Source organism: Streptomyces yaizuensis, from assembly GCF_034961445.1.
GTDB lineage: Bacteria > Actinomycetota > Actinomycetes > Streptomycetales > Streptomycetaceae > Streptomyces > Streptomyces yaizuensis.
Genome location: NZ_BSBI01000006.1, coordinates 258,017 through 271,940, shown reverse-complemented (window position 1 = coordinate 271,940; position 13,924 = coordinate 258,017). Strand labels below are relative to the sequence as shown.

9 protein-coding genes and 1 riboswitch are annotated in these 13,924 nt (G+C 67.6%); of the genes, 7 read left to right on the top strand and 2 right to left on the bottom strand.

The window, feature by feature from the left end:
- Positions 1 to 80 precede the first annotated feature (80 nt).
- The 3 genes from SYYSPA8_RS16920 to SYYSPA8_RS16910 all read left to right on the top strand — a co-directional run bounded on the left by SYYSPA8_RS16920 (position 81) and on the right by SYYSPA8_RS16910 (position 3,274).
- A complete protein-coding gene (locus SYYSPA8_RS16920; RefSeq protein ID WP_323448018.1) occupies positions 81 to 689 on the top strand; it encodes a hypothetical protein in 609 nt (202 codons plus the stop codon).
- A 408-nt stretch (positions 690 to 1,097) separates the two neighbouring features.
- The gene (locus SYYSPA8_RS16915) at positions 1,098 to 1,808 is read left to right on the top strand and encodes a hypothetical protein (RefSeq protein WP_323448017.1); all 711 of its coding nucleotides are present in this window, start codon (positions 1,098 to 1,100) and stop codon (positions 1,806 to 1,808) included.
- 248 nt (positions 1,809 to 2,056) lie between these two features.
- Complete coding sequence (locus SYYSPA8_RS16910; protein ID WP_323448016.1) at positions 2,057 to 3,274, top strand: restriction endonuclease; 1,218 nt, start codon at positions 2,057 to 2,059, stop codon at positions 3,272 to 3,274.
- A 203-nt stretch (positions 3,275 to 3,477) separates the two neighbouring features.
- On the opposite strand, the gene SYYSPA8_RS38390 is transcribed toward SYYSPA8_RS16910, so the two are convergent.
- The gene (locus tag SYYSPA8_RS38390) at positions 3,478 to 4,044 is read right to left on the bottom strand and encodes an endonuclease domain-containing protein (RefSeq protein WP_407706016.1); all 567 of its coding nucleotides are present in this window, start codon (positions 4,042 to 4,044) and stop codon (positions 3,478 to 3,480) included.
- Positions 4,045 to 5,221: 1,177 nt separating this feature from the next.
- On the opposite strand from SYYSPA8_RS38390, the gene SYYSPA8_RS16905 reads away from it, so the two are divergent.
- The 3 genes from SYYSPA8_RS16905 (at position 5,222) to SYYSPA8_RS16895 (ending at position 8,021) form a co-directional block, all read left to right on the top strand.
- Entirely contained in the window at positions 5,222 to 6,079 is an 858-nt protein-coding gene (locus SYYSPA8_RS16905) for a hypothetical protein (RefSeq protein WP_323448015.1), read from the top strand.
- A gap of 410 nt (positions 6,080 to 6,489) precedes the next feature.
- On the top strand, positions 6,490 to 7,614 hold the full coding sequence (locus SYYSPA8_RS16900) for a toll/interleukin-1 receptor domain-containing protein (protein ID WP_323448014.1): 1,125 nt from the start codon (positions 6,490 to 6,492) through the stop codon (positions 7,612 to 7,614).
- A 143-nt stretch (positions 7,615 to 7,757) separates the two neighbouring features.
- Complete coding sequence (locus SYYSPA8_RS16895; protein WP_323448013.1) at positions 7,758 to 8,021, top strand: hypothetical protein; 264 nt, start codon at positions 7,758 to 7,760, stop codon at positions 8,019 to 8,021.
- Positions 8,022 to 8,319: 298 nt separating this feature from the next.
- On the opposite strand, the gene cobN is transcribed toward SYYSPA8_RS16895, so the two are convergent.
- A complete protein-coding gene (gene cobN / locus SYYSPA8_RS16890; protein WP_323448012.1) occupies positions 8,320 to 12,018 on the bottom strand; it encodes a cobaltochelatase subunit CobN in 3,699 nt (1,232 codons plus the stop codon).
- Between the two features lie 48 nt (positions 12,019 to 12,066).
- Positions 12,067 to 12,179, bottom strand: a riboswitch (cobalamin riboswitch).
- Positions 12,180 to 12,286: 107 nt separating this feature from the next.
- Between cobN and SYYSPA8_RS16885 the strand changes: the two genes are divergently transcribed.
- On the top strand, positions 12,287 to 13,867 hold the full coding sequence (locus tag SYYSPA8_RS16885) for a cobalamin biosynthesis protein CobG (protein ID WP_323448011.1): 1,581 nt from the start codon (positions 12,287 to 12,289) through the stop codon (positions 13,865 to 13,867).
- Positions 13,868 to 13,924 lie beyond the last annotated feature (57 nt).

Here is a 13,924-nt window from a genome sequence, read left to right as displayed (position 1 = left end):
CGAGCGGTCGACAAGGTCACCGACCTCGTCCACCAGGACGTGCACCACGACGCCGGCCAGCTCGCGGGGCGGTGCGCCGGATGACCCAGGCGACGTTCCCGAAGGGCACCGTCCCGTACATCACGCAGTGGACCGGGGAGGCCCCCGCGAAGGTACGAGTGGTGGTGCGGCGCGGGCGACTGGCGTACGCGGACGAGCGTTCCTTCGACCGGGACCCCCGGGGTGTGCTGTGGCGGCGGATCCCCTCCACTCCGGGTAAGGGGAAGCCCGACTTCGGAGCGGTGCACGCGTTGCGTCAGCGGTTGGCGATGGCCAACGTGCTCTGCCAGGTCTGCGGCAAGCCCGCCGACTGCGACGAACGCGGAGTCCTCTGGCTCCTGGGCGAGGCGGAGGACGACCCGGACTCCTGGCCTCAAGGGCTGGAGACCCCGCATCCCCCGGTCTGCCGACCGTGCGCGACCGTGGCGACGAAGGCGTGTCCCCACCTCAGGCGCCGCTACGTGGCACTACGAGTCCGGCGGTGGACCCCGGTAGGAGTCCACGGTGCTCTCTACCGACCCAGCGAGCAGCCCGTAGCCGTTGACGCCAGGGGTATCCCGTTCGACAGCCCCGCCATCCGCTGGACCATCGCCGGCCAACTCATCGTCCGTCTGGATCGATTCACCCTCATCGACCCGACCGAGGTGTGAGTTACAACTTTCTCTACTGGTTCAAGGCGCCTCGCTCCGCTCGCCGCGCGCGGCCCGGCTCCCCCGGGCCGCCGCTCCTGTCTCCGCCCCGCTCCAGCCCGGACCGCCGACCGCGCCAGCGACAGCACGCCATGACATCGGGAGAGAACCCCTCTATGGCTGGGGGTCGGCTCCACGGCTTTAGGCAGCCACCATGGGGCGAGCCTCGAAGATCGGGGCCCACATCGGGCCTTAGCGGGCAGGTCCAGAGACTGCCCGAGTCGCCAGCAGCTTACGGGCCCCGATCTCTCGCCCCATGGCAGCTCCCGCCCAAAGCCCCTCCACCGACCTTCAGGAAAATCCCCTCACCGACAGCGCTCCCCAATATGATGTCGCGTTGAGGTGTCCGAACATTTTCAAGGAGACTCGATGCCGTCGCGGCTAGCAAGTGAAAAGATCAGCGGATCCGTAATGGCCCTTACCGCGGGACTGGTAGCCGACATGTCCGCAACCGCCCTCTTTCTTGCATCGCCAGGAGTGCGTAATTGGCTGAAGGAAGAGTACGCCCTGATTTCACTCACGACAATACTCTTGTTTGCGACTGTAGTAGTAGTGGCCAACATTGCCTTTTCGGCGCGCGGGAAGATTCATGAACTCCAAGCGGAGATCGAATCTCTGACCTCTCGACTGACTACCCCATCCGAGCATGACACCGAGATGTTCAGGGCGATCAACGAGAAGGCATCGCCTCAGAGCCCCTTTGTAACTTGGTTCCGAGAATGTTTCATCGCAACCCGAATCCCCGCAGGACCATTCCAGAGTCTCGAAAAAATGATCGATTTTTTCGATCGAGAACCCAGAGGGTTTATTGATAACGATGTTGATGATTCATATCGAGCGCTCATCGGAGCTGGAAGCGATTTGATCAACAAGATATCGGATCACATGTGGTACGAGGGGAGGGAGAATTCACGCCTTGAGATCCCACGAGAGTGGGAATTGAATGATCCGCAAAGGTTCGAGGGTGCTATGAATGAAATCAGGGAGGCACGCGAGGCGTTCATTGCTTCCTATGACGCATTCTTTATGACAGCCCAGACCAAGGGATTGTCAAGCGTAATTTCAGCGTCTGTACAGTAGGAGACTTCCCGGGCGGCCCATTCTCACCTTTCTCCGTATGCCGGGGCGGCTCCGCACCAAAGCGCACCAGAAGTGTCGGTGAGCAGCGGCCAGAAAGAGCCGCCAGATCCGCACCCGCACCGGAAGCCCGATCCTGCTCCTCCTCCCGGACAGTCCGCACCATACGGCTTGAGTCCGTCGGCCACCGCAATCTGTCCCGATGCCAGGAGGCTCAGACCGCTGCAAGCAGCACCTGGTAGACCTTGCGGGTGACCCATTCACACACGCCCCAGGCGCCACAGCCCCACGTTGCGTTCGAAGACCTCAGCACCGCGGATCTCATCGTGGATGCGCTCTACGCAGGCGGATCCCGGGGAAACTCCGGCGATGACCCAATATCGAAGCTGATACCGGGTGTGGGCAACCAGGGAGGATTCCGACATGCCGGATCCCCAGCCCAGGGCACAGTACGACTGTCCGTGCTGTACACCAGCGGTAACGACGTTGACTGGCCGGACTACCTGGATATCGACACAGGCACCTTCACGTACTACGGAGACAACAAGAAGCCCGGGCAGGGACTCCATGAGACATCGCGGGCAGGGAACATCCTCCTGCGTGATGTCTTCGCAGCGTCACACTTGTCGGCAGCGGATCGGGCCAGGATCCCACCGTTCCTGCTGTTCGAGAAGGCGGCTTCGGCCGGCCGCTCTGTGCGCTTCCGCGGGCTGCTGGCCCCCGGAGGGCCGACCCTGACTTCGGACGACGAGCTGACTGCAATCTGGCGGGCAACAGCCAAGGACCGGTTCCAGAATTACCGCTCACACTTCACGGTCCTTGACCACAACTCGATCCCCCGCAGCTGGATCCAGCACCTGCTCGACGGCGGGAACCCTCTTGAAGGGGGATGCCCTGAGGCGTGGAGGACCTGGGTAGAAGGCCGCGTCTACAAGCCGCTGCTCGCCCCTCAGACCACCATGATCCGCTCTAAGGCTGAGCAGCTTCCCGATGACGCCAACGGCATAGCCCTGCTGGAGGAAATTCGTGAGTACTTCCGCGGACGGGAGCACGACTTCGAAGCGTGCGCCGTGGCCATCTGGCGTCTGATCGCGCCCAGCACGGGGCCAGTCGACCTGACCAGGCCGAGCAGAGACGGAGGCCGGGACGCAATCGGCACATACGGCCTGGGTCCGGCAACGAGTCGGATCGCGATCGACTTCGCCCTTGAGGCCAAGTGCTACAGCCTGTCCCACTCTGTTGGAGTCCGGGAAGTATCGCGGCTGATCTCAAGGATCCGGCACCGCAACTTCGGTGTCCTCGTGACCACGTCACACTTCAACCGGCAGGTCCAAGAGGAGGTACACGAGGACGGGCACCCGATCGTTCTTCTCGCCGGCCGGGACATCGTCGACGCTCTACGTCATCAGGGACGAAGCACAGTGCCCGCCCTCCGGCAGTGGCTGGAGCAGAGCTTCCCGCAGCCGTAGAGGATCACAGGCCATGCCCGATCCGTGCCCGGCAGGTCGGTAAACCACGGCTGCCGCCGGACGCTGGGGGTGGTGGATCTACCACCCCCAGCGCTCATCGTCGCAGGTCAGACCGCACGCAGGGCCTTAAAGATCACTGACTCCCAAGCTCAGCGCTTCGCTCCTCTGCGACGAAGTTGCACAGGCTCCGACCTGCTCTAGGTCTACAAGGTCTCACGGAGAGGTCTGTTAGAGCGCCAACTGGCAAACGACCCATCTCGCGAGCGGACGCCAGCGAGATCACCGTGGAACAGCACCGCCGCCTCTGGTCTACGCGCCGGGGGATCGGCCAAATAGGCGTTGGCGTGATCCCAGGTTCGCAAGTCGACCGTGAGACTTTCATACCAGGCCAAGCCGCGCGTATTGCAGTCCCTGCACAGCAGTCCTCGTACACATTGTCCGCAAGAGGTCGAACCAGGACAGCAGTGGTGATCATGGTCGATGTGCCACCACGATCGCCCCTCCATTGAGGAGTCACCTCCCAGGCTACGGCAGAGGGGGCAGGTGTCGTCCTGAACTCTGAGGATCGCATTGACACGAGCACGCGTCAGGTTGTGTCGACGTGCCTGCCGTTCGGCATTACGACACTGCGGACATACCCTCCCTCTGGGCCCCGCATCGACCCGCCAAAACTTGTCGCAGCAAACCTTGCACGGTTCCAAAGTATCGACCCATGCATAGAACTCTTCACTCGTCAGGGCGACGATCTCATCGTCTGTTAACCAATCCACAGGCCGCAAGATAGACGGTGCCACTGACAAACGATTAGCTGGCGCCTTGAAGTTCACTCTGCCACCCGTCGCACGGATCTTGGAAGGGCCCAACGAGACCCACGGTGCGCAGGAGAGGAACGAGACACGGCGAGTGTCTAACTGCGTGACAACGGTGACGGACGTCCATGAACAACTGCGGACGTCTGTGGACCATCAGCGCAGGTGAGAGCCACACCAGCCCAAGCGGCGCCCATACCCAACTTGCTTCGGGACGAAGAGGTCGTGGGTTCAAATCCCGCCACCCCGACAGCTGAAACACCAGGTCAGGGGCCTGATCCGCGAGAGCGGATCGGGCCCCTGACTCGTTTCTTGGGCCTCTTGGGATCCATCGGGGAGCCGAGCATATGGGTCCGGACAGCAGGTGATCTCGGCAACCCCGCAATACCTTTCCACCGGATCTTCCCTGGTTGACCGGATCCGTCATCGACCGGGCCGGGCCACTTCTTACGCGCCACCTGTTTGGAGATCCCCCATACAGATCCCAGATGGCCCAAGGTGTCACCCACTCCTCCACCCATCAGCGCAGCCTCGGCAGCAAGGACCTCCGTGGCCTCTCGTACCTGCCAAAGGGCGTACGAGTAGGCAAGCTGTCAGTCCGCGAATCGCTCCGCCATAGCTGAGTGTTCGTGTCCGTTGGTCAGACACTCCTGGCTCGCGTCGAGGCCCCGTAGCCGACGTTGCGGGCGAGGTCACTTGCGGAGTTGAGCAGCACCTGCTGCAAGGTAGGCACACTCGCAATCGCCAAGCCATCCCCGCCTACTTACGGTTGACTTGTGCCGTAGGACAGCAGAACCGGAGACGTTATGGCCAAGCACCTCAACTTTGACGTCACTCCTGCCGTTCAGGCCGCATACCTGCCAGAACAACCCTCGCGCACACCGGTCTTCGAGCTTTGTTGCGGGCCTCTGCACGTGACCCTTGACCGCGCACCGCTCAAGTTGCTGACGCTCGGAAGCACGTTGACGGCCGTTGCCATGCGAACAGTGCATTGGTTGCGCTGACCGCCGGGCCACGGCTCGCCAAGCAGAGGGACGAGCCGAGCCTCCTGCAGGGCCTTCTACGGATACCAGCCGGAGAACGCCGCACTGGGCTCAGATGCCGCCGTGACACCTCGGCCCGCTGCTACGGTCCCCGCATGACGCACTCGGTCTCCGCTCTTCGCGCTGCCGATCTCCGAGTCGAGCCGGTCGACAAGATTCTTGATCGCGTCGCGCGGTCCCTTCAAGCCTGTTTGGACCCGGGCACGGTGGTACGCAAACGCCGGTCGATAGGAGCCCGGACGGACAGGGACACCTGGGTACGAGTGGAGCGGCGCCCGCTCGAACGGATCACTGACCAGGGGTGGAACGGTACGGAGAGCGCCGCCCGCCTTGAGGGCGTTGTCCAGCCCGCGTGGCGGGGGTGTGTGGTCTGGCGGGACACGGACGAGCCGGTGATGTGGCGAGCGGACGAGACCGATCTCCTTCCCGGGGCACCGATCGGGACCGCCGTCCTGGCTGAGGAGCCGACGCTGTCGGAGGAGTGGTGGCGGGCCTTCGGGCATTCCCTGGACGCACTGGCGCGGAACAAGACCAGGCGTGTGGCCACTCCGGACACGGTCAAGATCTCGCAGGAGCTGGTCGGCGAGTCGATCCGGGGCGTATTCCCCGAGGTGATCGACACGACCGTTGAGCGATGGGTTCCGGCCCACGCCGATCTGAACTGGGCCAACATGAGCGCGCCGGCCTTCTCCCTCTTCGACTGGGAGGACTGGGGAAACGCCCCCCGGGGCCTCGACTCCGCGACCCTCTGGGCCGCCTCGCTCGCCGTCCCCGCTCTGGCCGACCGCGTACGACGCGAGCGGCGGCACGACTTCGAGAGCCGGGACGGCAAGCTGATGACGCTCTTGGTGTGCGCCAAGGTCCTCGGACCGGACGCCCACCCGGAAGACCCTCGGATCGAACCCGTCTGGCACAGGGCACAGCAGGTCGTCTCGGAGCTTCAGGTCGGCTGACCGTTCAACCGCTGTTGGAGGAGGGCTCGGCACTCATGGATCGTCCGCTCATCGGGCTCGGCGGCCAGGGCGTCGAGCAGCTCACCCGGATGAGCCGGGCCGTCCGTGCCCACGGCCACGGTCCCGACATGAGGAAGGCAGCACGAGGCCCGGAAGGCCGCCTGGACCGATCCCGTACTCACCGACACTGCCGATGTGTGAGTGACAACTCTCTCTACAGGTTCAAGGCGCCTCGCGCCGCTCGCCGCAGGGTGCGGGCGGTTGGGCCGGGACTCTCTGCACGACGCCAAAAACCAGGCAGGCCCCGGCCAAACCCGCTACCCCAGCCTCAGAGCGACAGCCAGAGAGCAGATAGTAGGAAAAGCTGCGTCTCTGGGACATCTTCGGTTCCTGCGTCATAGGGTACGGACATGAATCAGGACGAGCCTGTCGGCTTCTGGAGCTACACGCGCCGAGACGATCAGATTGAACGCGGCAGAATCAAAAGATTGGTCGATCTCATTGCAGACGAGTTCGAGATCATGAGCGGCCGCCAGTTACATATATTCTTCGACAAGGAAGACATTTCCTGGGGCGAGGAATGGCGCTCGCGAGTCGACTCGGCAATCATGGGAACAACTTTCATGATCGCCATCGTCACTCCTCGATTCTTAAGGAGTCAAGAGTGCCGCCGCGAAGTAATCACCTTCTCCAGTCATGCGTCTAGCCGCGGACTGGATGATCTACTGCTTCCAATTCTCTACAGCGGCCCTTCGGGCCTACTAGAAGAAAGTCAAGACGATGAAGTAGCCGCCTTGATCAAGAGGCGGAATTATGTTGACTGGAGACATCTTCGCCTCGAAGATGAAGGGTCTCCCGAATACAGGCGAGCCGTCCATAAACTGGCACAGCGTCTGGCGGAGATCCTGGATCGCTCCAGCGAGTTGGAACCCACCACTCAAGAGGAAGCACTACTGATTGACGACCAAGCAGGAATCGTCGATCGGCTCGCCAGCATGGAGAGCGCCCTGCCGCGACTGGCTGAATGCTTGACCGGATTCGGTCAGGCGACATCAGAAATCGGCTCCCAGATGCGATGGGCCACTGAGGAAGTCAACGAATCCGACAAACGCAATGGCGGATTCGGTGGAAGGCTCCGAGTCAGCAACGAGCTTGCCGGCCGACTGCACGAGCCGGTACAGAAACTGGCCGAACTGGGGGAGCGATACGCCTCCGAGCTGGCCGTCGTCGACCCCGGCGTGCTGACATTTATCAAAATAGCGAACGGACCAAACCTTCCCGACGCGGACCGCGCTCCTGTACAGGAGTTCCTCCGCGCCGTTGTGGATGCGGCAAAGACTTCGCGCGAAAACGTGCCAATCCTCATGGGTTTCGCATCAAACGCTGACAGCATTTCAAAATACAGTAAAGAAATCCGCCCATTGATGAAGAATCTAGTAAAATCCGTACAGCGGTTCATCGACGGGCAAGCAATCATGGACGAATGGGAGAGGTTGATCCAGGAAGGCGGAGACTCAGCAGCAACCTCCGCTTGACGGATTTTCAAGCAATGTGTGCAGCATCATCCGCTTGCCGAATCAACGCCCACCAGTGGTGGCCGTGGGTTCAAATCCCGCCACCCGACTCACCAGACCGGAGCAAGTGTCTGAATCCACTGAGGGGATCAGACCCTTTCCACGTGTCCAATGATCTTTTAGGAGAGAGCCAGGGGACGATCCTGATCCGCCTCGCCCTGGAGCACGTCCGTACGGGCAGAATACACGTCCCACCGCCTGTCACCCGACGCCGACGGCGGTCTAGCTCCTGGAAGACCATCAGTTCGGACTCCCCCGGCGAACTGGCCCTGGGCGGGGAGCTGCTGGGCGAGCGGTTCACCGTTCATAAGCCGGTGGAGCGGGTATGGGAGTTCAGTGCCCGGTTCGCGGCGGCGGCAGGCCTGTGAGCGGCCCGCCTATCCTCGTCCGTACCAACGACGACAGGGTCAGCGGACGGGGGACGGACACGTGCGGGATCTGATGGCGGAGACGGGTGTACGGGAGCGGATCGCCATCGCGGCCGGGTGGGAGCCGGGTGGGTCGTCCGTGGTCGGGCGGGCGCGGCGGTGGCTGGTGGTCGTCGGGTTGGTGGTCGGTTGTGCCGGCGGGGTCGGGGTCGTCGGCGCGGTCGTTCTCGGGGTTGGCTGTGCCCAGTGAGTGCGTCGCCGGAGGGCCAGCCGGAAATGGCCCTCCGGCGGCGGGGCGTCAGTCGTCGGTCTCGGCCTCCAGGTCGCCCTCGGTCTCCAGATAGACCTGCCGCAGTGCCGCCAGGATCGCCGGGTCGGGCTTCTCCCACATGCCCCGCGACTCGGCCTCCAGCAGCCGTTCGGCGATCCCGTGCAGGGCCCACGGGTTGGCCTGCTCCAGGAAGGCCCGGTTCTCCGGGTCGAGGACGTACGCCTGGGTGAGCCTGTCGTACATCCAGTCCGCGACCACGCCGGTGGTGGCGTCGTACCCGAAGAGGTAGTCGACGGTCGCGGCCAGCTCGAAGGCGCCCTTGTAGCCGTGGCGGCGCATCGCCTCGATCCACTTCGGGTTGACGACGCGGGCGCGGAAGACCCGGGAGGTCTCCTCCACCAGGGTCCGGGTGCGTACGGTCTCCGGGCGGGTGGAGTCGCCGATGTACGCCTCCGGGGCGGTGCCCCGCAGTGCGCGGACGGTCGCCACCATGCCGCCGTGGTACTGGAAGTAGTCGTCCGAGTCGGCGATGTCGTGCTCGCGGGTGTCGGTGTTCTTCGCCGCGACCGCGATCCGCTGGTACGCCGTCTCCATCTCCGCGCGCGCGGGCCGGCCGTCGAGTTCCCGGCCGTACGCGTAGCCGCCCCACACCGTGTACACCTCGGCCAGGTCGGCGTCGGTGCGCCAGTCGCGGGAGTCGATCAGCTGGAGCAGGCCCGCCCCGTACGTCCCGGGACGGGAGCCGAAGATCCGGGTGGTGGCCCGGCGTTCGTCGCCGTGTTCGGCCAGGTCGGCCTGGGTGTGGGCGCGGACGTGGTTGTCCTCGGCGGGCTCGTCCAGCGAGGCGGCGAGGCGTACGGCGTCGTCCAGCAGGCCGATCGTGTGCGGGAAGGCGTCGCGGAAGAAACCGGAGATCCGCAGCGTCACGTCGATGCGGGGGCGGCCCAGTTCGGCGAGCGGGATGGGCTCCAGGCCGGTGACCCGGCGGGAGGCGTCGTCCCACACCGGCCGGACGCCCAGCAGGGCCATGGCCTCCGCGACGTCGTCGCCGGCGGTGCGCATGGCGCTCGTACCCCACAGGGAGAGCCCGACCGACGTGGGCCAGGTGCCGTTGTCGGTGCGGTAGCGGGTGAGGAGGGAGTCCGCGAGGGCCTGTCCGGTCTCCCACGCGAGCCGGGAGGGGACGGCCTTCGGGTCGACGGAGTAGAAGTTGCGGCCGGTCGGCAGGACGTTGACCAGTCCGCGCAGCGGCGAACCGGAGGGGCCCGCCGGGACGAAGCCGCCGTTCAGGGCGTGGACGGTGTGGTCGAGTTCGGCTGTGGTGGCCGCCAGCCTCGGGACCACCTCGCGGGCGGCGAACTCCAGGACGGCCCGGACCTGTTCGCTCTCGTCCGCCGGAAGGGCGGCGAGGTCCCAGCCGGCGTCGTCCATGGCCTGGACCAGGGCACGGGCCCGCTCCTCGGCCGCGTCGGCCGTCGTGCGGGTCGCCGCCGACTCGTCCAGCCCCAGGGCCTCGCGCAGCCCCGGCAGCGCCGTCTTCCCGCCCCAGATCTGGCGGGCCCGCAGGATCGCGAGGACCAGGTTGACGCGGTCCGCGCCCTGCGGCGCCCCGCCCAGGACATGGAGCCCGTCCCGGATCTGGGCGTCCTTGATCTCGCAGAGCCAGCCGTCGACGTGGAGCAGGAAGTCATCGAAGCCGTCGTCCTCGGGCCGGTCCTCCAGGCCCAGGTCGTGGTCGAGCTTCGCGGCCTGGATGAGGGTCCAGATCTGCGCCCGGATCGCGGGCAGCTTCGCCGGGTCCATGGACGAGATCTGCGCGTACTCGTCCAGGAGCTGTTCCAGGCGGGCGATGTCCCCGTACGAGTCGGCGCGGGCCATCGGCGGCACCAGGTGGTCCACCAGCGTGGCGTGGACCCGCCGCTTGGCCTGGGTGCCCTCGCCCGGGTCGTTCACGAGGAAGGGGTAGATCAGCGGCAGGTCGCCGAGGGCGGCGTCGGGGCCGCAGGCGGCGGAGAGACCGGCGTTCTTGCCCGGCAGCCACTCCAGGTTGCCGTGCTTGCCGAGGTGGATCATCGCGTCCGCACCGAAGCCGCCGTCCGCCCGGGGCGTGGCGATCCAGCGGTAGGCGGCGAGGTAGTGGTGCGACGGCGGCAGATCGGGGTCGTGGTAGATCGCGATCGGGTTCTCGCCAAAACCGCGCGGTGGCTGGATGACGATGAGTAGGTTCCCCCGGCGCAGCGCCGCGAGGACGATGTCGCCCTCGGGGTTGGCGCTGCGGTCCACGAACATCTCGCCGGGCGGCGGGCCCCAGTGCTCCTCGACCTGCTCGCGCAGCGCGGCGGGGAGCCCCGCGTACCAGCGGCGGTAGTCCGCGGCGGGGATGCGGACCGGGTTGGCGGCGAGCTGTTCCTCGGTCAGCCAGTCCTGATCGTGGCCGCCCGCGTCGATCAGTGCACGGATCAGCTCGTCGCCGTCGCCGGAGACCACGCCCGGAAGGTCTTCCTCCGGCCCGAAGTCGTACCCCTCCGCCCGCAGTCGGCGCAGCAGGGCGACGGCGCTGGCGGGGGTGTCGAGACCGACGGCGTTGCCGATACGGGAGTGCTTGGTGGGGTACGCGGAGAGCACCAGCGCGAGCCGCTTGTCGGCCGCCGGGACATGGCGCAGCCGCGCGTGGCGGACCGCGATCCCGGCGACGCGGGCGGCCCGCTCGGGGTCGGCGACATAGGCGGGCAGGCCGTCCTCGTCGATCTCCTTGAAGGAGAACGGGACGGTGATCAGGCGGCCGTCGAACTCCGGGACCGCGATCTGACTGGCGGCGTCCAGCGGCGAGACGCCCTCGTCGTTCTCCTCCCAGGCGGCGCGCGAACCGGTCAGGCACAGCGCCTGGAGCACGGGGACGTCGAGCCCGGTGAGGGCGCCCGCGTCCCAGGACTCGTCATCGCCGCCGGCCGAGGCCTCGGCGGGGCGGGTGCCACCGGCGGCGAGCACGGTGGTGACGATCACGTCGGCGGCGCGGAGCGTGTCGATCAGCTCGGGCTCGGGGGCGCGCAGGGAGGCCACGTAGAGCGGGAGGGGGCGGGCGCCCGCGCGCTCGATCTCCGTGCACAGGGTGTGGACGAAGCCGGTGTTTCCACTCATGTGGTGCGCGCGGTAGTAGAGGACCGCGACCACGGGGGCCGTATCCGCCGGGGTCGCCGCCGGGGTCGTGTCCGCCGTCGTATCCGCCGGGGTCGCCGCCGGTCCGGCCGACGGCGTGCGCTCCAGGGGGCCCCAGGTCGGGGCCGGGGCCGGCGGCTCGAAGCCGTGGCCCGTCAGCAGCACCGTATCGGAGAGGAAACGGGCCAGTTGGCCAAGATTGTCCGGGCCACCGTGGGCGAGATAGGCGTGCGCCTCGGCCGCGATGCCGATGGGGACGGTGGACGCCTCCATCAGCTGGGCGTCGGGGGCCTGTTCACCGGTGAGCACGACGACCGGGAGGCCGCTCGCGAGCAGCCGGTCCAGGCCGTCCTGCCAGGCCCGCACCCCGCCGAGGAGGCGGACGACGACGAGTCCGGCGCCGTCGAGGAGGGCCGGGATGTCGTCCAGCGGAAGCCGGGAGGGGTTGGCGAAGCGATAGGAGACCGGGCCCTCGGCGGCGCGAGCGCTCAGCAGATCGGTGTCGGACGTCGACAGAAGCAGGATCTCGTGGGGCTGCGGGGCGGTCTGGTCCCCGGACGACTGATGCATGCGGCGTCTGGCCTTCCTCGGGGTTTCCGCGCCCCGGGCGGTGTCGGACGGCGGGAGTTCCTGACTCATCCGGCCAGGCCGGCCGGATTCACAGTGGCGGGACCGCGCCGGAATCGCACCGGGCTTCCTCCCCTTACGCCGTCGCCGGCGAGGGCGGACCGGGTGATCCGCCGGGCCACATCGTACGGGCCGCATCCGTCGCGCGGGATATGCGATATGGGCGTCTATGCAGGTGAGTGCCGGAATGGCCATCGGTATGCTCGCCGCCATGTCCATGCCTTCCAGCAGCTCCGGGTCGTCGTACGGCGGCTCCGGGCCGTCGTCCAGTGGCACCAGGCAGTCGGCCGGGGGCGCGTCCGGGCCCGTCTCCGGGGCCGTCTCCGAGGCAGTCTCCGGGGCGGTCTCCCGGGCCGGTGGCGATGCCTGTCCCGGTGCGCTGCGGCTGCACCGGGCCGACGACGGCGCGCTGGCGCGGGTCCGGCTGCCCGGCGGTGTGCTGGCGGTGGCCCAGGCGGACGCCCTCGCGCGGGCGGCGCGGCGACTCGGCGACGGAGTGCTGCATCTCACGTCCCGGGGCAATGTCCAGCTGCGCGGCCTCGGTGACGGCTGCGGCGCGGAACTCGCGGATCTCCTCACCGGGGCGGGGCTGCTGCCGTCGGCCCGGCGGGAGCGGATCCGCAACGTGGTCGCCTCCCCGCTCTCCGGTCTGGACGAGCCCGGGAACGGGAACGGGAACGGGAACGCGGATGTGGGGCCGTGGCTGCGGGAGCTGGACGCGTTGCTGGTGGGCGGCGCCCCGGGGCTGGAGGCGTTGTCGGGGCGGTTCCTGTTCGCGCTCGACGACGGGCGCGGGGACGTGGGCGCCCTCGGCGCGGACGTGACCCTCACGGCGGCAGCGGACGGCGGCGCGCTGCTGCGGCTGGCAGGGTGCGGACACACGGCGCTCCGGGTGCCGGGCGGGCTGGCGGCACGGGCGGCGGCGGTCGCGGCGGCGGTCTTCCTGGACGCGGCGGACGCGGTGGCCGGGGTGGCCGGGGGCGGGGGCGGGGGTGGATCCTCGGGCACGGACGCGGTACGCGGGGGCCCGCCCCGGGGTATCTGGCGTATCGGTGAACTGCCCGACGCGGTACGGGGGAACCTGCTCCGCGAGGTCGCGCACCGGCTGACCCGTGGCACGGGTACGGACATTCACGCCACGGCGGACCGGATCTCCGCGGACCGGGCCTCCGCGGCGACCGGAGCGCCGGGCGTGGCCGAGGTGTCGGGGGCCGTCGGAGGGCCGTCGCCCGGTGCGGTGCCGGGACCGGACTCCGGCCGGGTCGCGCTCTGCGTCGGGATCCCCTTCGGACGGATCAGCGGCGACCAGTGGCGGCTGCTGACCGACTGCGCGCGCGACGACGGGCGCGGCGAGCTGCGGCTGACCCCCTGGCGCGGAGTCGTCGTCCCGGCGGTCGCCGCCGCCCGCGCGGACGCGTGGCTCGCCCGGTTCGCCGCCGCCGGGCTCGTCACCGCCCCCGGCTCGCCGTGGCGGGGCGTGGGCGCCTGCGTCGGGCATCCGGGCTGCGCGAAGTCCCTGGCGGACGTCCGCGCGGACGCGGCGGACGTGGTGCGGGCCGGGGCGTACCGGCCTTCGGCCGCCGGGCCGGCGGTGGTGGAGTTGCCGGTGTACTGGTCCGGGTGCGAGCGGCGGTGCGGACGGCCGCCGGGCGACCGGGTCGATGTGGTGGCCGTCCCCGAGGGCTACCGGATCTCCGTGGTCGGCGCGGACCGCCCGTCCGCCGCTTCCGTCCGCGTCGCCTGCGGACCGGATCTGACGGCCGCGGTTGCCGGTGCGCGCCGTGTTCCCTGAGCCGCTGTCCCCTGAGCCGCTGTCTTCCGAGTGGCCTGATCCCGAACAGCCTGATCC

What these genes read in the sequence shown, in the direction of transcription:
- cobN (WP_323448012.1), bottom strand. Translation starts at nt 12,018, where the DNA reads ATGCATCAGTCGTCCGGGGACCAGACCGCCCCGCAGCCCCACGAGATC.
- SYYSPA8_RS16920 (WP_323448018.1), top strand. Translation starts at nt 81, where the DNA reads ATGACCCAGGCGACGTTCCCGAAGGGCACCGTCCCGTACATCACGCAG.
- SYYSPA8_RS16915 (WP_323448017.1), top strand. Translation starts at nt 1,098, where the DNA reads ATGCCGTCGCGGCTAGCAAGTGAAAAGATCAGCGGATCCGTAATGGCC.
- SYYSPA8_RS16885 (WP_323448011.1), top strand. Translation starts at nt 12,287, where the DNA reads ATGTCCATGCCTTCCAGCAGCTCCGGGTCGTCGTACGGCGGCTCCGGG.
- SYYSPA8_RS16900 (WP_323448014.1), top strand. Translation starts at nt 6,490, where the DNA reads ATGAATCAGGACGAGCCTGTCGGCTTCTGGAGCTACACGCGCCGAGAC.
- SYYSPA8_RS16905 (WP_323448015.1), top strand. Translation starts at nt 5,222, where the DNA reads ATGACGCACTCGGTCTCCGCTCTTCGCGCTGCCGATCTCCGAGTCGAG.